Here is a 16,042-nt window from a genome sequence, read left to right as displayed (position 1 = left end):
GGCGGATGGTCGAAAAGAGTGCTGATATTGGCCATTCAGGGTTGATTAAGACAGAAATTGCTATCATCGCCCACCTGCCCACCCGCGAACCCCGCCAGCATGCCCGATTCTGCCCCCTGCCCGCTCAAGGCCCTGCCCGACAGTTTCTTCGACCGCGACGCCGGGGAACTGGCCAGGGCTCTGCTGGGCAAGGTCATCCGCCACCGTCACGGCCCGTACTGGCTGGCGGCGCGGATCATCGAGACCGAGGCCTACTACCTCACCGACAAGGGCAGCCACGCCTCGCTCGGCTACACCGAGAAACGCAAGGCGCTGTTCCTCGACGGCGGGCACATTTACATGTACTACGCCCGCGGCGGCGACTCGCTGAACTTCAGCGCCCACGGGCCGGGCAATGCTGTGCTGATCAAGTCGGCCTACCCCTTCGTCGACGCCCTTTCGGATGACAACAGCCTGGCGCAAATGCAACTGAACAACCCCGACGCCAGCGGCCAGGCGCGCCCACCCGAGCGCCTGTGTGCCGGGCAGACCCTGCTGTGCAAGGCCCTGGGCCTGAAAGTTCCGCATTGGGACGGCAAACGCTTCGATGCCGAGCAGCTGTTTGTCGAGGACTGCGGTATCAAAGTGAAACAAATTATCCAGACCACCCGCCTGGGGATTCCCCACGGCCGTGATGAACATCTGCCCTACCGGTTCGTCGACGCCGACTTCGCCCGCCATTGCACACGGAACCCGCTGCGCCGGGGCCAAGTCGAAGGCCGGGATTACTTCTTACTGACACAAGGAAACTGACACGATGGGCCCATGGCTCGACAGCCTGACCACTTGGCTCAGCGCCAACCCGCAATGGCTGGGATTGGCGATTTTTCTGGTGGCCTGCGTGGAATGCCTGGCAATAGCCGGGATCATCGTCCCCGGCACCGTCCTGTTGTTCGCCGTCGCGGTACTGGCTGGCAGCGGCGCCCTGACGCTGGGTGAAACCCTGCTGCTGGGCTTTGCCGGTGGCCTGCTCGGTGACGCGATCTCCTACACCCTGGGCCGGCGCTTTCACCAGAACATCCGCCGCTTGCCGCTGCTGCGCCATCATCCTGAATGGATCGGCAGCGCCGAGACCTATTTCCAGCGCTACGGTATCGCCAGCCTGCTGGTCGGGCGCTTCATCGGCCCGCTGCGGCCAATGCTGCCCATGGTCGCCGGCATGTTCGACATGCCGCTGCCACGCTTTATCGCGGTAAGCCTGATCGCCGGGGCCGGCTGGGCGGTGGCTTACCTGCTGCCAGGCTGGGCCACGGGAGCAGCCATGCGCCTGCCGCTGCCGGAAGGCTTCTGGCCACAGGCCGGAGTGGTCGTCGGCGGCCTGGCGTTGCTGATCGGCCTGAGCATCAACAGCAGCCTGCGCAGCATGCGCCGCGGCACCCGACTGATTGCCGGGATGAGCCTGCTGGCCCTGACCGGGCTGTTTTTCGGCTGGCCGTACCTGACCCAGTTCGACCAGGGCCTGATGACCCTGATCCAGGAAAACCGCAGTCGCGCCATCGACGGCACGGTGGTGCTGATCACCCGCCTCGGCGATTTCCGTACCCAGTTTTTCCTTGGCGGCCTGCTCACTGGCCTGCTGCTGCTGGCCCGGCAATGGCGCCCGGCGATTCTCGCCGGCAGCACCCTGATCGGCACGGCACTGGCCAACGGCAGCCTTAAATGGCTATTTGCCCGGGCCCGCCCGGAAGTACTGACCGATCCGCTGACCACCTATAGCATGCCCAGCGGCCACAGTTCGGCGTCGTTTGCGTTCTTTCTGGTGCTGGCAGTACTGGCCGGGCGCGGACAACCGCCGCGCATGCGCCTGACCTGGATCCTGCTGGGCTGCATTCCGGCGCTGTCGATCGCGCTGTCACGGGTCTATCTGGGCGCGCACTGGCCGACCGACATTCTCGCCGGCGCCATGCTCGCCTGCTGCGTGTGTGCCACCAGCCTGACCCTGACCCAGCAGCGTCAACCGCTCACGGCCCTGCCGCTGCGGGTGTGGTGGCTGATCCTGCCGGCGTGCGTCGCGCTGCTGGCATTCTTCGCCCTGCACGCGCTGCCCCACGCCCTGCTGCGCTACCAGTACTGAGGGCTCAGGCGAACAGCTCGCCCTGCAGCCGATCGAGCAGCGCCTGGATAGCCTCCAGGCGTTTGTGCGGCGAATCGATGGCCAACAGGTCGAGCTTGTCTTCTTCGACGAAGGGCAGCAGGTAGGCCAACTGATTGGCCAGTGCCTGCTGGCCCGTCACGGGTACCGGCATGCCCAAGGCTTCGACCATCGGGTGCTCGCCCAGCGCCTGCAGCAGCGCCAGCAAGTCGTGGTGGTCATCTTCCAGCGACTCATCGGCAAGTTCAGGCAGCCAGGACACATCAGCAACCAGCAACTGATCCTTCTGCACCTCGAACGGCCCGACGCGAAAGCGTCGGGTGCCCTCGACGCGAATACCCAGCAGGCCGTTGTCCTGCTGCTGGAAATCACGAATCAGCGCCTCGCAGCCGATCTGCGAGAAACCGCTCGGCGCACTGCCAACCTGCTCGCCTTCAAGAATGCACACCACACCAAAGCCGCCGCCCTGCTTCATGATGCGGCCGATCATGTCCAGGTAGCGCGCCTCGAATATCTGCAAATCGAGAAAGCAGCCTGGAAACAGCACGGTATTGAGCGGAAACAGGGGTAACGTCATTGCAACTCCTCAAGCAACCAGGCTAACCGCCAGGGGCAGGAACACCGCCGTGGCAACCCCCATCAGGCTCATCGCCAGGGCCGCGAAGGCCCCGCATTCTTCACTTTCCTGCAGCGCCACCGAAGTGCCCACCGCATGCGCGGTAACGCCGAGGGCCATGCCCCGCGCCTCGGGGCTGTGCACGCCACAGCGCGACAGCAGCGCCGGACCGAAAATCGCCCCGATCACCCCGGTGATCAGTACGAACACCGCCGCCAGCGCGGCCACGCCACCAATCTGCTCGGCCACCAACATGGCAATCGGCGAAGTCACCGATTTTGGCGCCATGGTCATCAGGATCATGTGCTCGGCGCCGAACCACCAGCCCAGCAACAGGCAGGCGCCGGTGGCGAACACCCCTCCGATTACCAGCGTAGTAAAAGTCGGCCAGAACAGCTGGCGAATGCGCCGAAGGTTGAGGTAGAGCGGTACCGCCAGAGCCACGGTCGCCGGGCCCAGGAGGATGTTCATGATCTCGGTGCTTTTACGGTACTCGCTGTAGGTCAGGCCACAGGTGAGCAGTACGCCAATGACCACCAGCATCGACACCAGCACCGGTTGCAGGAAGATCCAGCGGGTCTTCTCATAGGCAGCCAGCACCAGTTGATAGGCGCCCAGGGTGATGCCGATGCCGAACAGCGGATGGTGAATGACGGCGTCGACGGCGCCGCTCCAGTCCAGGCTCATGGCTGCTCCTTGTGGGTGCCCTGGCGGGCCATCAGCTTGTGCATCAGCACACCGACAAACACCAGGGTGAGCAACGCCGACAGCACCAGGGCGCCGACGATGGCCCAGAAGTCCGCGGCAATATCCGCGGCATAGACCATCACCCCCACCGCCGGCGGTACCAGCAAGAGAGGCAGGTAGCGCAGCAGACTGTTGGCCGCCTCGCTCAGGGGCGCGCCCACTTCGCCGCGCAGCATCAGGAACACCAGCAGCAACAGCAGACCGATGATCGGCCCCGGAAGGATCGGCACGAACAGGTGATTGATCGCCGTCCCGAACAACTGGAACAGCACCAGCCAGGTCAAACCACGCAACAGCATAAGCATCTCCTTGAAGCCCGGCGGCCATTATAAGCACGCTAACGACCGGCTTATAAGCCGATATTCGCCGACTTGACCGCACCCTGCAGGCGTGCTGATCTTAGGTCTTCGAATCTGCCGAAGTCATAAGAAACCAAAGACAATCTGGAGAGTCACAATGCCCTATGTACCTGTTGCAGAGCTTTCGCAGTACGTTGGAAAGGAACTTGGACGTTCCGAATGGCTGACCATCGATCAACAACGCATCAACCTGTTCGCCGAGGCCACCGGCGACTTCCAGTTCATCCACGTCGACCCGGACAAGGCGGCAAAAACGCCATTTGGCAGCACCATCGCTCACGGTTTTCTCACCCTGTCGCTGATTCCCAAGTTGATGGAAGGCATTCTGGTTGTGCCTGAAGGCCTGAAGATGGCTGTCAACTATGGCCTGGACAGCGTGCGTTTCATCCAGCCGGTGAAGGTCGACAGCAAGGTGCGGCTCAAGGTCGACCTGACTGACGCCACCGAGAAGAAGCCCGGGCAATGGCTGCTCAAGGTCACCGCCACCCTGGAAATCGAAGGCCAGGAAAAACCTGCCTACATTGCCGAACCGCTGTCGCTCTGCTTCGTCTGAGCCAGGCAATGGGTGAAACCGTCCTGGCGACTGTTTCACCCGCCGCATTCTGCGGCATACTCGGGGCCTCACTCGTCCGGACCCCGCCATGCGCCCACTCGTTCCTCTTGCCCTGACCCTGCTACTGGCCGCTTGCGGTGACGGCGAGCCGTTGTCGCCACCCGATGCGCGCCTGCCCGATGGCGGCCGCTATCGAGGCGAGGTGGTCGATGGTCTGTTGCAAGGTGCCGGGCGCATCGACTACCCCAATGGCAGCTGGTATGAAGGCAACTTCCTCAATGGCCAATGGCACGGCCAGGGTGAATGGCACGGCAGCAATGGCGAGGTCTACCGGGGCCAGTTCCAGCAGGGCCTGTTCCACGGCCTGGGCACCCTGAAGACGCCGGGTAGCAGCTACACCGGCGGCTTCAAGCTTGGCCGCCGTGATGGCGAAGGCACCCTGAAAGAACCCGGCCTGCTCTACCGTGGCCAGTTCAAGGACGACCAGTACAACGGCGCCGGCCACCTTGAACTGGCTGACGGCAGCCAGTACCAGGGCCTGTTCGCCCGGGGCAAGCCCAACGGCGAAGGCATTCGCAGCGATGCCAGCGGCAACCAGTTCAGCGGCCATTTCGTCAACGGCCAGCTCGAAGGCAGCGGCACCTTCAACAGCGCCGAAGGCGATCAGTACATCGGCGCCTTTCACGACAACCGCCTGGAAGGGCGGGGTCGTTATGAAAACGCCGACGGCGACGTGTGGATCGGTCAGTTCAAGGACGGCTCGCTCAGCGGCAAGGGCGAACTGATCGGCAGTGACGGCAGCCACTACAAAGGTAATTTCAGCGACTGGCGCTTTTCCGGTAACGGCCGCCTGCAGTTGCCTGACGGCAGTGTCTATGTCGGCGGCTTCGAGAACGACACCTACCAGGGCAATGGCCGCCTGACCCTGGTCGACGGGCGCAGCGAAAGCGGCCTGTGGCTCAATGGCCAGCGCGTGCGCGACGAGCATGGCAAGCTGCTGCCCGACCCGCTGGAACTGGCACTGCTCAACCAGGGCAGCCTGCTTGACCAAGCGCTGACCAAGGTGCCGGCTTCGACCGCACAAATCGAACTCTACAGCCTGGCTCTGGGTGGCGATGGCAAGCAGAGCGTATTCCTGCGTGAAGCCGACTACGTCAGCAACATGCTCAAGAGCCGCTTCGGCGCGGTCGGCCAGGTCAGCCTGGTCAACCACCGCGACCACCTCGCCGACCGGCCCATGGCCACCCGCGAGAACCTCGCCCGCGCCGTGCGCACTTTGGCAGAGCGCAGCGGCCCGGAAGACCTGGTGTTCATCTATCTGACCAGCCACGGCAGCCATGAGCATGAACTGGTGCTCGACCAACCGCGCCTGCAACTGGCCGACCTGCCCGCCGATGCCCTGGCTGCCACCCTGGCGCCATTAAAAGACCGCGACAAGATCATTGTCATCTCGGCCTGTTATTCAGGGGGCTATATCGCTCCGCTCAAGGACGACAGGACCCTGATCATGACCGCTTCGCGCGCCGACCGGGTGTCGTTCGGCTGCTCGGAAGAGGCGGACTTCACCTACTTCGGCGACGCGCTGTTTGCCCAGGCCTTGAACCAGACCGACGACCTGCAACAAGCCTTTGAACGAGCCAGGGCCGCCGTCTCGGAGCGCGAGGCGATCGAAGGTTTCGATGCCTCCGAACCACAGATCTGGGCGCCCAAAGGCGTACTCGATCACTGGCAGCGCCTGCGCCAGCAACAAGCGCGCAAAGCCCTGCAAAGTGATACGGGCAAGCAACAGGCCGAGCATGCAAAAAATGCCGGTAACCACTAAGCTGACTGTATCAAGGGAGAGACATCATGTACTTGACGCCTCAGCATATCCTGCTTGCCGGAGCCACCGGTCTTACCGGTGAACACTTACTTGATCGGCTGCTCAACGAGCCCACCGTCAGCCGCGTATTGGCCCCAACCCGTCGCCCACTGGCCGAACACCCACACCTGGAAAACCCGGTGGGTGACCCGGCGGTGTTCCTCCCACAACTGGCAGGCCGCGTCGACATCGCCTTCTGCTGCCTGGGCACCACCATCAAGCAGGCCGGATCGGAGCCGGCCTTTCGCGCAGTCGACCTGGACATGGTCGTCGCCTTCGGCAAACGCGCCCGGGAGATGGGCGCGCGGCATTTGCTGGTGGTCAGCGCCCTGGGTGCCGACCGTAGATCGCCGATCTTCTACAACCGGGTCAAAGGCGAAATGGAGGCCGCATTGAAGGCCCAGGACTGGCCGCAACTGACCATTGCCCGGCCTTCGCTGCTGCTGGGCGATCGCGTCGAACCGCGGCTGTCGGAGAGGCTGGCCGGGCCACTGTCCAAGCTGATTCCGGGCAAGTATCGAGGGATCGAGGCATGCCAGCTGGCCCGGGCACTGTGGCGTCTGGCGCTGGAAGAGCAGGACGGGATTCGGATTGTCGAGTCCGATGAGTTGCGCAGGCTGGGCAAGTAGAACCTGGGGCTGCTTTGCAGCCCATCGCTGGCAAGGCCAGCTCCCACAAGGAGCTACATTCTCCCTGTGGGAGCCGGCGTTGCCGGCGATGAGGCCAGCCGCTACAACCCGCCAGTCGCCTGAAACCCAACCCCCAGCGCGGTCAATACCGACAGCGGCAACAGCAAGGTATCGAGCAAGGCACTGCCCGGCAGATCCAGCCCGGGATACTTCGGCGCCTCGGCACCGAAGCGGTCCATGGCGCAACAGCCACCCTGCATGGCATACAGATCCAGGCGCGTACCGGCATACACCAGCGGCGCACCCGGCTTGGCCGCGTCCAGGGTGCGCACGCTGGCGCAACCGCTAGCCACCAAGCACAGCGTCATCACGCCAAGCAGTCGCTTCATTCATCCGCGCCGAAATGATGCTCGCCCCAACGTGGCAGCATGTCCTGGGGAATGTTCAGCAGGTTGAGAATCCGCGCGACAACGAAGTCGATCAGGTCATCGATGGTCTGCGGCTGATGATAAAAGCCCGGCGCCGCCGGCAGGATCACCGCGCCCATGTTCGACAGCTTGAGCATGTTCTCCAGGTGGATGGTCGAGAATGGCGCTTCACGCGGCACCAGGATCAGCTGCCGACGCTCCTTCAAGGTGACATCCGCAGCCCGCTCGATGAGGTTGTTGCAGGCGCCGGTGGCGATCGCCGACAAGGTACCGGTAGAGCACGGCACCACCACCATCGCCGCCGGCGCGCCGGAGCCCGAGGCCACTGGCGACATCCAGTCTTCCTTGCCATACACGCGAATCTGCCCGGCCGCAGCGCCGGTGTATTCGGTGAGGAAGGCTTGCATGGCTTGCGGTTTGGCCGGCAGCAACACATCAGTCTCGGTGGCCATCACCAGTTGCGCGGCCTTGGAGATCAGAAAATGCACCTCGCGGTCTTCGCGCACCAGGCAATCGAGCAGGCGCAGCCCATACTGCGCCCCCGAAGCCCCGGTCATGGCCAGGGTGATGCGTTCCGGCCCGCTCATTTCAGGGCCTCGGCCAACTTGCCGTGCAGGCCGCCGAAGCCGCCGTTGCTCATGATCACCACCTGGGTGCCGGGCTTGGCCTGGCTCTTGACCCGTTCGATGATGGCTTCAAGGCTGTCGGCGACCACAGCGGGTACCTTGCATTCGGCAGCGGTGGCGGCCAGGTCCCAGCCCAGGTTCGGCGGTGCGTACCAGATCACCTGGTCGGCATCGTTGACGGCTTCCGGCAGGCCATCGCGGTGGGCACCGAGTTTCATCGAATTGGAACGCGGCTCGATCACGGCAATCAGCGGCGCATCGCCGATGCGCTTGCGCAGGCCGTCCAGAGTGGTGGCGATGGCGGTCGGGTGGTGGGCGAAATCATCATAGATGGTCACGCCTTGCACTTCAGCGACCTTTTCCATACGGCGTTTGACGCTCTTGAAAGCGCTCAACGCGGCAATGCCCATAGCTGGCACTACACCAACATGACGCGCGGCCGCCAGGGTGGCCAGGGCGTTGGCGACGTTGTGCTGACCGGTCAGCTCCCACTCGACCACGCCCTGGGTTTCGCCCTCGAAGCTGACCTCGAAACGCGAACCATCGGCGCTGAGCAGCTTGACCTGCCACTGCCCGCCCTCACCGGTGGTCTGCACCGGCGTCCAGCAACCCATCTTGATCACCCGCTCCAGAGCAGGCTCGGTGGTCGGATGAATCACCAGCCCTTCGCTCGGAATGGTCCGCACCAAGTGGTGGAACTGCCGCTCGATCGCTGCCAGGTCAGGGAAGATATCCGCATGATCGAACTCAAGGTTGTTGAGGATCGCGGTGCGTGGGCGGTAATGAACGAACTTCGAACGTTTGTCGAAGAAGGCGCTGTCGTACTCATCGGCCTCGACCACGAAGAACGGCGTGCCGCCCAAACGTGCCGATACCGAGAAATTCTGCGGCACGCCGCCGATCAAAAAGCCCGGGCTCATGCCGGCGTGCTCCAGCACCCAGGCGAGCATGCTGCTGGTGGTGGTCTTGCCATGGGTACCGGCAACCGCCAGCACCCAGCGGCCTTGCAGCACATGGTCGGCCAGCCACTGAGGCCCCGACACATACGGCAGGCCCTTGTTCAACACGTATTCCACTGCCGGGTTGCCCCGCGACAGGGCGTTGCCGATCACCACCAGGTCCGGTGCCGGGTCCAACTGGGCGGCGTCATAGCCCTGGGTCAGTTCGATGCCCTGGGCTTGAAGCTGAGTGCTCATCGGTGGGTAGACGTTGGCATCGGAGCCGGTGACCCGATGGCCCAGCTCCTTGGCCAGGACGGCCAGCGAACCCATGAAAGTGCCGCAAATACCGAGAATATGAATGTGCATGATCGACCTCGCAAAACGTCGAGGCAGGGTAGCCTAGGGCGCGACAAATCGCATCCTGTGTTTCGCTCAGGCGTCCCGGGCGATGCCGTGTTTGCGAAGTTTTCGATACAAGGTATTGCGGCTGACCCCCAACTGCGCCGCGACATGGGTCATGTGCCAGCGTTGTTGCTCCAGCACTGTCAGCAAGGCATTGCGTTCGGCGCTGTCCAGCGGCGGAGCGGGGTTATCCACAGGCGGATTGCTTTTGATAAGGACCGGTGCCTGGCGCACCACGGCTGGCAGGTCGGCAAACTCGATGCGCCCGTCTTCGCACAGGGCCACCAAGGTGCGCAGGACGTTACGCAACTGGCGCACGTTGCCCGGCCAGTTGAAGTCGAGCAACGCCCGGCGCGCCGAAGGCTCAAGGGCAACCGTTTGCTCGCCGGCCTCTTCAGCCAGGATGAAATCGAGCAGCTGGGATTTGTCGCTACGCTCGCGCAAGGCCGGCAGGTCGATTTCCAGGCCGTTGAGGCGGTAGTAAAGGTCTTCCCGGAAACTGCCATCCTCGACCCGCTCCAGCAGGTTGCGGTGGCTGGCGCTGATGATGCGCACGTTGACCGCTTGTGGCTCGCCACCGATGGGCACCACCATGCGGTCTTCCAGTACCCGTAGCAAACGGGTCTGCAGAGCCAGTGGCATGTCGCCGATCTCGTCCAGCAGCAGCGTGCCGCCATCGGCCTGCTGCAACTTGCCGCGCATGCCTTCCTTGCGCGCGCCGGTAAAGCTGCCGCCGCGATAACCGAACAGTTCGCTCTCGATCAGGCTTTCAGGGATCGACGCACAGTTGAGAGCGACAAACGCCTTGCGGCTGCGTTGACTGGCCTGGTGCACGGCTTTGGCGAAAGCCTCCTTGCCGCAGCCGGTCTCGCCGCTGAGCAGCAACGGCACATCGCGCTCGAACACGCGTACGGCGCGGCGAAAGTCGTTCTGCAGGGCCGGATCGACCAGGCAGATGCCACCGGGCTGCGCGGTTTTGGCCGGAGCAACAAAGGGCGCCGCCGCAGGCACCACCGAACGCACCTGCCCGCGCACACTGGCGAACAACACGCGGCCATCCCGGGTGCGCAGCGGCCAGCTGGTGTTGGCCTGGGCGGTGGCGCGGCTGAACAGCTCGTCCTGGGCGCAATCGAAGAACATATCCACAGGCTTGCCGAGCACACCACCGCGGATGGTGCCCAACAGGTTCAAGGCGCTCTGGTTGACCGCACAGATTCGCCCGTCGCCATCAAAAGCCAGCAGCCCTTCACTGAACATCCCGACCGATTCGGCCTGCAGATGAAAGCGCAGGAGGAACTGGTTGTCGAAATAACGCAGGAAGTAACTGCTCTCGATCATCTTCGCCGAGAGGTTGACCAGCGCCATGGTGTGAAACTGGCTCTGGCGCGATACATCAGCCCGCGCCGACGACACATCGAGCACCGCCAGCAATTCACCGTGCGGGTCGAACACCGGGCTGGCCGAGCAGGTCAGCCCGGTATGGCGGCCACGAAAGTGCTCATCCTGATGAATGGTCACCGCCTGACGTTCGACCAGGCAGGTGCCGATGCCATTGGTGCCTTCGCGCGCTTCGCTCCAGTCGGCACCGAGCCACAGCCCGGCGCGTTCGAAAATGCGTCGCTCGCTGGGCGCGGTGACGCAGTTGAGGATCACCCCACGGGCGTCGGTGAGCAGCACGGCATGGCCGGCGCCGGAAAGTTGCTGGTGCAGGCTGTTCATCTCGTTGCCGGCGATTTGCAGCACCTGTTGCAAGCGCTCGCGGCTTTCCAGCACGCGGCCGTGTTCGAGCACGGTCGGCGCCATGCTCTGGGCCGGGTCCAGGTGATAGTCCTCGAGGCAACGCAGCCAGGAACGGGCGATCGACGGGTCGCTACCGGGGCCCTGGGCCAGGGCCTTGCCCTGGGTCACGGTGAGTACTTGCCGGGCGTGCCGGCTGAGGTGATTGCTCTGCACTTTTTATTGTTCTCCGCAGACGAGATAGGCCCAGCATCCTCCACCCGTCGGCGCAATGCAATGCTGGCTTGACCGTAGGGTCACGCTTTGTGTCAGTAACGGTACAAAGTGTCACCCAGGCTGTACCGCAGCCGCTACAGCCCCTCGCCTGCGCCCCCGCAAAAACCTGCCAAGCCCTTGATTTAACTGGGCCCGGCCACACTGGCCCAACCCTTGCTCTATGCTTTACATCCTCCCCAACAAGCACAATAGCCAGGAGACACACCATGCGTTATGCACATCCCGGTACCGAAGGCGCCAAGGTTTCCTTCAAGAGCCGTTACGGGAACTACATCGGTGGCGAGTTCGTCGCTCCAGTCAAAGGCCAGTACTTCGAAAACACCTCGCCCGTGAACGGCCAACTGATTGCTGAATTCCCCCGCTCCTCTGCCGAAGACATCGAAAAAGCCCTGGATGCCGCCCATGCCGCCGCAGATGCCTGGGGCGCAACGTCGGTGCAGGCACGCTCGCTGATCCTGCTGAAAATCGCCGACCGTATCGAACAGAACCTCGAACTGCTGGCCATCACCGAAACCTGGGACAACGGCAAGGCTGTGCGCGAAACCCTCAACGCCGACATCCCGCTGGCTGCCGACCATTTCCGCTACTTCGCCGGCTGCCTGCGCGCCCAGGAAGGCAGCGCCGCCGAGATCGACGGCAACACCGTGGCCTACCACATCCATGAACCGCTGGGCGTGGTCGGGCAGATCATCCCCTGGAACTTCCCGATCCTGATGGCCGCGTGGAAACTCGCCCCGGCCCTGGCTGCCGGCAACTGCGTGGTACTCAAGCCCGCCGAGCAAACCCCGCTGGGCATCACGGTGCTGCTGGAAGTGATCGGCGACCTGCTGCCACCCGGCGTGCTCAACGTGGTGCAAGGCTACGGCCGTGAAGCCGGTGAAGCCTTGGCCACCAGCAAGCGCATCGCCAAGATCGCCTTCACCGGCTCCACCCCGGTCGGCTCGCACATCATGAAATGCGCCGCCGAGAACATCATCCCGTCCACCGTCGAGCTGGGCGGCAAGTCGCCGAACATCTTCTTCGAAGACATCATGCAGGCCGAACAGAGCTTCATCGAAAAAGCGGCTGAAGGCCTGGTGCTGGCGTTCTTCAATCAGGGCGAAGTGTGCACCTGCCCATCCCGCGCGCTGGTGCAGGAATCGATCTACCCGGCGTTCATGCAAGAGGTGATGAAGAAGATCAAGCAGATCAAGCGCGGCGACCCGCTGGACACCGACACCATGGTCGGCGCCCAGGCCTCCGAGCAACAGTTCGACAAGATCCTCTCGTACCTGGAAATCGCCGAGAAGGAAGGCGCCGAGCTGCTCACCGGCGGCAAAGTGGAAAAACTCGAAGGCAGCCTGTCGACCGGTTACTACATCCAGCCGACCCTGCTCAAGGGCACCAACAAGATGCGCGTGTTCCAGGAAGAGATCTTCGGCCCAGTGGTGAGCATCACCACCTTCAAGGACGAAGCCGAAGCCCTGGCGATTGCCAACGACACCGAGTTCGGCCTCGGCGCCGGTGTCTGGACCCGCGACATCAACCGCGCCTACCGCATGGGCCGCGGCATCAAGGCCGGCCGCGTATGGACCAACTGCTACCACCTGTACCCGGCCCACGCCGCGTTCGGTGGCTACAAGAAGTCCGGCGTCGGCCGTGAGACCCACAAAATGATGCTCGACCACTACCAGCAAACCAAGAACCTGCTGGTCAGCTACGACATCAACCCGCTGGGCTTCTTCTAAACGGGCAACAGGGCGGTCCCGACCCGGGGCCGCTCTGGCTCGCTTCCTGCAAGACCATCACCAGACAAACCGGCACCCGCCGGGATTGATAAAAAGAACAGGTGAACCCTATGCCAAGCGATCATACCGGCAGCGTGCCGGCAGGCTCTTCTGTCGACTTCGAAAAGGTCGGCTCCGATTACTTCCAACAACGTGAACTGAAAAAGGGCGCCGCCGGCTGGGTTTTGCTGGTGGGCCTGGGCGTCGCCTACGTGATTTCCGGCGACTATGCCGGCTGGAACTTCGGCCTGGCCCAGGGTGGCTGGGGCGGCATGTTCCTCGCCACCTTGCTGATGGCGACCATGTACCTGTGCATGTGTTTCTCGCTGGCTGAACTGTCGTCGATGATCCCTACCGCCGGTGGCGGCTACGGCTTTGCCCGCAGCGCATTCGGACCCTGGGGCGGGTTTCTCACCGGTACGGCGATCCTCATCGAATACGCGATTGCCCCGGCGGCCATTGCCGTGTTCATCGGCGCCTATTGCCAGTCACTGTTCGGCATCGGCGGCTGGATGATCTACCTGGCCTTCTACATCATCTTCATCGGTATCCACATCTTCGGTGTCGGTGAAGCGCTCAAGCTGATGTTCATCATCACCGCCGTGGCTGCCATTGCCCTGGGCGTGTTCCTGGTGGCGATGGTCCCGCACTTCGACGTCAACAACCTGTTCGATATCGCCCAGACCGACGCTGTCGGCGCCAGCAGCTTCCTGCCGTTCGGCTATGTCGGGGTGTGGGCGGCGATCCCTTACGCCATTTGGTTCTTCCTCGCCGTCGAAGGCGTGCCGCTGGCCGCCGAAGAAACCAAGAACCCCAAACGCGACCTGCCCCGCGGCCTGATCGGCGCCATGCTGGTATTGCTGGCCTTCGCCCTGCTGATCCTTGTGGTCGGCCCTGGCGGCGCCGGCGCCGAAGCGCTGAAAGCCTCCGGCAACCCGCTGGTTGAAGCGCTGTCGAAAGCCTACGGCGGATCGACCTGGATGGGCGGCTTCGTCAACCTGGTGGGCCTGGCCGGCCTGATCGCCAGCTTCTTCTCGATCATCTACGCCTATTCGCGGCAGATCTTTGCCTTGTCGCGTGCCGGCTACCTGCCGCGCAAGTTGTCGGAAACCAACAAGAGCAAGGCCCCGGTGCTGGCCCTGGTAATCCCCGGGATCATCGGCTTCGCCCTGTCGCTGACCGGCCAGGGTGACCTGCTGATCCTGGTCGCGGTGTTCGGCGCTACGCTGTCTTATGTACTGATGATGGCTGCGCACATCACCTTGCGCATCCGCCGGCCGAAAATGGAGCGTCCTTATCGTACCCCTGGCGGTGTCTTCACTTCGGGCGTGGCCCTGGTGCTGGCCTGCATCGCCGTGGTTGCGGGTTTCCTGGTCGACCCACGGGTAGTGATTGGCGCCGCAGTGATTTATGCGGTATTGATTGCCTACTTTGCTTTCTACAGCCGGCACCACCTGGTCGCCGGGACCCCGGAAGAAGAATTCGCCGCGATCCAGAAGGCCGAAGAGGCCCTGCACTGATCAACGCCACCTACGCCGCAGGCCAGCCCTGCGGCGTTCTGGAGATTCTGTATGGCAAGTTTTGTACACACGGCAGGCAACCAGACCTACCGTTTCGACAGCCTGAAAGAAGTCATGGCCAAAGCCAGCCCGGCGCGCTCGGGGGACTTTCTCGCCGGTGTCGCCGCCAGCAACGATGGCGAACGGGTGGCGGCGCAGATGGCCCTGGCCGATATCCCGCTCAAGCACTTTCTGACTGAAGCACTGATCCCTTACGAAGACGATGAAGTCACCCGGCTGATCATCGACACCCATGATGCCAATGCCTTCGCCGCCGTCAGCCACCTGACCGTCGGCGGTCTGCGCGACTGGCTGCTCAGCGAGGCCGCCGACGAAGACAGCCTGCGCGCCCTCGCCCCGGGCCTGACCCCGGAAATGGCCGCGGCGGTCTCAAAGATCATGCGTGTGCAGGACCTGGTGCTGGTGGCGCAGAAGATCCGCGTGGTCACCCGCTTTCGCGGCACCATGGGCCTGCGCGGGCGCCTGTCGACCCGCCTGCAGCCCAACCACCCCACCGACGAGCCGGCCGGCATTGCCGCGAGCATCCTCGACGGCCTGCTCTACGGCAACGGCGATGCCATGATCGGCATCAACCCGGCCACCGACAGCATCGCCTCGATCTGCGCGCTGCTGGAAATGCTCGACGCCATCATCCAGCGCTATGACATCCCGACCCAGGCCTGCGTGCTCACCCACGTCACCACCTCGATTGAGGCGATCAACCGTGGCGTACCGCTGGACCTGGTGTTCCAGTCGATCGCCGGCACTGAAGCGGCCAACGCCAGCTTCGGCATCAACCTCAATGTGCTCAAGGAGGGCTACGACGCCGGCCTGAGCCTCAACCGCGGCACCCTCGGGCAGAACCTGATGTACTTCGAGACCGGCCAGGGCAGCGCCCTGTCGGCCAATGCCCACCATGGCGTCGACCAGCAGACCTGCGAAACCCGCGCCTACGCCGTGGCCCGGCACTTCAAGCCGTTCCTGGTCAATACCGTGGTCGGCTTCATCGGCCCCGAGTACCTGTACAACGGCAAACAGATCATCCGCGCCGGCCTTGAGGATCACTTCTGCGGCAAGCTGCTCGGCGTGCCCATGGGTTGCGACATCTGCTACACCAACCATGCCGAAGCCGACCAGGACGACATGGACATGCTCCTGACCCTGCTGGGTGTTGCCGGAATCAACTTCATCATGGGCATCCCCGGCTCCGACGACATCATGCTCAACTACCAGACCACCTCGTTCCACGATGCGCTCTACGCCCGGCAAACCCTGGGCCTGAAACCTGCGCCGGAGTTCGAGGGTTGGCTGGCGCGCATGGGCATCTTCACCCAGGCCGACGGCCGGGTGCGTTTCGGTGACAACCTGCCACCGGCCTTCCGCCAGGCCCTGGCGCAACTGGGATAAGCGA

Annotated in this window: 15 protein-coding genes; 8 read left to right on the top strand and 7 right to left on the bottom strand. The window is 63.5% G+C overall.

Going from position 1 to position 16,042, the window contains the following annotated elements:
• The first annotated feature begins 99 nt into the window (after nucleotides 1-99).
• Both CCOS864_RS03990 and CCOS864_RS03985 read left to right on the top strand, forming a co-directional pair.
• Nucleotides 100-792, top strand: coding sequence for a DNA-3-methyladenine glycosylase (locus CCOS864_RS03990; protein WP_115085153.1), 693 nt, complete (start codon nucleotides 100-102; stop codon nucleotides 790-792).
• A 4-nt stretch (nucleotides 793-796) separates the two neighbouring features.
• Nucleotides 797-2,113 carry a bifunctional DedA family/phosphatase PAP2 family protein gene (locus CCOS864_RS03985; protein ID WP_115085152.1) on the top strand — a complete coding sequence of 439 codons (1,317 nt, stop codon included), beginning with the start codon at nucleotides 797-799 and terminating at the stop codon, nucleotides 2,111-2,113.
• A 4-nt stretch (nucleotides 2,114-2,117) separates the two neighbouring features.
• Here CCOS864_RS03985 and CCOS864_RS03980 read toward each other — a convergent pair whose 3' ends face one another.
• The 3 genes from CCOS864_RS03980 to CCOS864_RS03970 are packed head-to-tail and all read right to left on the bottom strand — an operon-like array spanning nucleotide 2,118 to nucleotide 3,793.
• Nucleotides 2,118-2,708: an LON peptidase substrate-binding domain-containing protein gene (locus tag CCOS864_RS03980; RefSeq protein ID WP_115085151.1), complete on the bottom strand. Its 591-nt coding sequence runs from the start codon at nucleotides 2,706-2,708 to the stop codon at nucleotides 2,118-2,120.
• A 9-nt stretch (nucleotides 2,709-2,717) separates the two neighbouring features.
• Nucleotides 2,718-3,434 carry an LrgB family protein gene (locus CCOS864_RS03975; protein WP_115085150.1) on the bottom strand — a complete coding sequence of 239 codons (717 nt, stop codon included), beginning with the start codon at nucleotides 3,432-3,434 and terminating at the stop codon, nucleotides 2,718-2,720.
• Entirely contained in the window at nucleotides 3,431-3,793 is a 363-nt protein-coding gene (locus CCOS864_RS03970; protein WP_115085149.1) for a CidA/LrgA family protein, read from the bottom strand. The genes CCOS864_RS03975 and CCOS864_RS03970 overlap by 4 nt, the downstream gene beginning before the upstream one ends.
• A gap of 157 nt (nucleotides 3,794-3,950) precedes the next feature.
• On the opposite strand from CCOS864_RS03970, the gene CCOS864_RS03965 reads away from it, so the two are divergent.
• The 3 genes from CCOS864_RS03965 to CCOS864_RS03955 all read left to right on the top strand — a co-directional run bounded on the left by CCOS864_RS03965 (nucleotide 3,951) and on the right by CCOS864_RS03955 (nucleotide 6,896).
• Nucleotides 3,951-4,406: a MaoC family dehydratase gene (locus tag CCOS864_RS03965; protein WP_115085148.1), complete on the top strand. Its 456-nt coding sequence runs from the start codon at nucleotides 3,951-3,953 to the stop codon at nucleotides 4,404-4,406.
• Between the two features lie 88 nt (nucleotides 4,407-4,494).
• Complete coding sequence (locus CCOS864_RS03960; RefSeq protein WP_115085147.1) at nucleotides 4,495-6,228, top strand: C13 family peptidase; 1,734 nt, start codon at nucleotides 4,495-4,497, stop codon at nucleotides 6,226-6,228.
• Between the two features lie 26 nt (nucleotides 6,229-6,254).
• Nucleotides 6,255-6,896 (top strand): oxidoreductase, encoded by a 642-nt coding sequence (locus tag CCOS864_RS03955; protein WP_115085146.1) that lies wholly within the window; start codon nucleotides 6,255-6,257, stop codon nucleotides 6,894-6,896.
• Between the two features lie 101 nt (nucleotides 6,897-6,997).
• Here CCOS864_RS03955 and CCOS864_RS03950 read toward each other — a convergent pair whose 3' ends face one another.
• The 4 genes from CCOS864_RS03950 to CCOS864_RS03935 all read right to left on the bottom strand — a co-directional run bounded on the left by CCOS864_RS03950 (nucleotide 6,998) and on the right by CCOS864_RS03935 (nucleotide 11,246).
• The gene (locus CCOS864_RS03950; RefSeq protein WP_115085145.1) at nucleotides 6,998-7,285 is read right to left on the bottom strand and encodes a YceK/YidQ family lipoprotein; all 288 of its coding nucleotides are present in this window, start codon (nucleotides 7,283-7,285) and stop codon (nucleotides 6,998-7,000) included.
• Nucleotides 7,282-7,911 carry a flavin prenyltransferase UbiX gene (gene ubiX, locus CCOS864_RS03945; protein ID WP_115085144.1) on the bottom strand — a complete coding sequence of 210 codons (630 nt, stop codon included), beginning with the start codon at nucleotides 7,909-7,911 and terminating at the stop codon, nucleotides 7,282-7,284. The genes CCOS864_RS03950 and ubiX overlap by 4 nt, the downstream gene beginning before the upstream one ends.
• The gene (mpl, locus tag CCOS864_RS03940) at nucleotides 7,908-9,257 is read right to left on the bottom strand and encodes a UDP-N-acetylmuramate:L-alanyl-gamma-D-glutamyl-meso-diaminopimelate ligase (RefSeq protein ID WP_115085143.1); all 1,350 of its coding nucleotides are present in this window, start codon (nucleotides 9,255-9,257) and stop codon (nucleotides 7,908-7,910) included. The genes ubiX and mpl overlap by 4 nt, the downstream gene beginning before the upstream one ends.
• A gap of 66 nt (nucleotides 9,258-9,323) precedes the next feature.
• Entirely contained in the window at nucleotides 9,324-11,246 is a 1,923-nt protein-coding gene (locus CCOS864_RS03935; RefSeq protein WP_115085142.1) for a sigma-54-dependent Fis family transcriptional regulator, read from the bottom strand.
• A gap of 266 nt (nucleotides 11,247-11,512) precedes the next feature.
• Between CCOS864_RS03935 and exaC the strand changes: the two genes are divergently transcribed.
• The 3 genes from exaC to CCOS864_RS03920 all read left to right on the top strand — a co-directional run bounded on the left by exaC (nucleotide 11,513) and on the right by CCOS864_RS03920 (nucleotide 16,038).
• Nucleotides 11,513-13,033 (top strand): acetaldehyde dehydrogenase ExaC, encoded by a 1,521-nt coding sequence (gene exaC / locus CCOS864_RS03930; RefSeq protein ID WP_115085141.1) that lies wholly within the window; start codon nucleotides 11,513-11,515, stop codon nucleotides 13,031-13,033.
• Nucleotides 13,034-13,143: 110 nt separating this feature from the next.
• Nucleotides 13,144-14,592 (top strand): ethanolamine permease, encoded by a 1,449-nt coding sequence (eat, locus tag CCOS864_RS03925; protein ID WP_115085140.1) that lies wholly within the window; start codon nucleotides 13,144-13,146, stop codon nucleotides 14,590-14,592.
• Between the two features lie 51 nt (nucleotides 14,593-14,643).
• Nucleotides 14,644-16,038 carry an ethanolamine ammonia-lyase subunit EutB gene (locus CCOS864_RS03920; RefSeq protein ID WP_115085139.1) on the top strand — a complete coding sequence of 465 codons (1,395 nt, stop codon included), beginning with the start codon at nucleotides 14,644-14,646 and terminating at the stop codon, nucleotides 16,036-16,038.
• Nucleotides 16,039-16,042 lie beyond the last annotated feature (4 nt).

Source organism: Pseudomonas wadenswilerensis (assembly GCF_900497695.1).
GTDB classification, from domain to species: domain Bacteria; phylum Pseudomonadota; class Gammaproteobacteria; order Pseudomonadales; family Pseudomonadaceae; genus Aquipseudomonas; species Aquipseudomonas wadenswilerensis.
This window is presented reverse-complemented; position numbering and strand designations above follow the sequence as displayed.

Coding starts and splice junctions, on each gene's coding strand:
- CCOS864_RS03955 (WP_115085146.1), top strand. CDS start 6,255: ATGTACTTGACGCCTCAGCATATCCTGCTTGCCGGAGCCACCGGTCTT.
- eat (WP_115085140.1), top strand. CDS start 13,144: ATGCCAAGCGATCATACCGGCAGCGTGCCGGCAGGCTCTTCTGTCGAC.
- ubiX (WP_115085144.1), bottom strand. CDS start 7,911: ATGAGCGGGCCGGAACGCATCACCCTGGCCATGACCGGGGCTTCGGGG.
- CCOS864_RS03960 (WP_115085147.1), top strand. CDS start 4,495: ATGCGCCCACTCGTTCCTCTTGCCCTGACCCTGCTACTGGCCGCTTGC.
- CCOS864_RS03985 (WP_115085152.1), top strand. CDS start 797: ATGGGCCCATGGCTCGACAGCCTGACCACTTGGCTCAGCGCCAACCCG.
- exaC (WP_115085141.1), top strand. CDS start 11,513: ATGCGTTATGCACATCCCGGTACCGAAGGCGCCAAGGTTTCCTTCAAG.
- CCOS864_RS03970 (WP_115085149.1), bottom strand. CDS start 3,793: ATGCTGTTGCGTGGTTTGACCTGGCTGGTGCTGTTCCAGTTGTTCGGG.
- CCOS864_RS03965 (WP_115085148.1), top strand. CDS start 3,951: ATGCCCTATGTACCTGTTGCAGAGCTTTCGCAGTACGTTGGAAAGGAA.
- CCOS864_RS03975 (WP_115085150.1), bottom strand. CDS start 3,434: ATGAGCCTGGACTGGAGCGGCGCCGTCGACGCCGTCATTCACCATCCG.
- CCOS864_RS03990 (WP_115085153.1), top strand. CDS start 100: ATGCCCGATTCTGCCCCCTGCCCGCTCAAGGCCCTGCCCGACAGTTTC.
- CCOS864_RS03920 (WP_115085139.1), top strand. CDS start 14,644: ATGGCAAGTTTTGTACACACGGCAGGCAACCAGACCTACCGTTTCGAC.
- mpl (WP_115085143.1), bottom strand. CDS start 9,257: ATGCACATTCATATTCTCGGTATTTGCGGCACTTTCATGGGTTCGCTG.
- CCOS864_RS03980 (WP_115085151.1), bottom strand. CDS start 2,708: ATGACGTTACCCCTGTTTCCGCTCAATACCGTGCTGTTTCCAGGCTGC.
- CCOS864_RS03950 (WP_115085145.1), bottom strand. CDS start 7,285: ATGAAGCGACTGCTTGGCGTGATGACGCTGTGCTTGGTGGCTAGCGGT.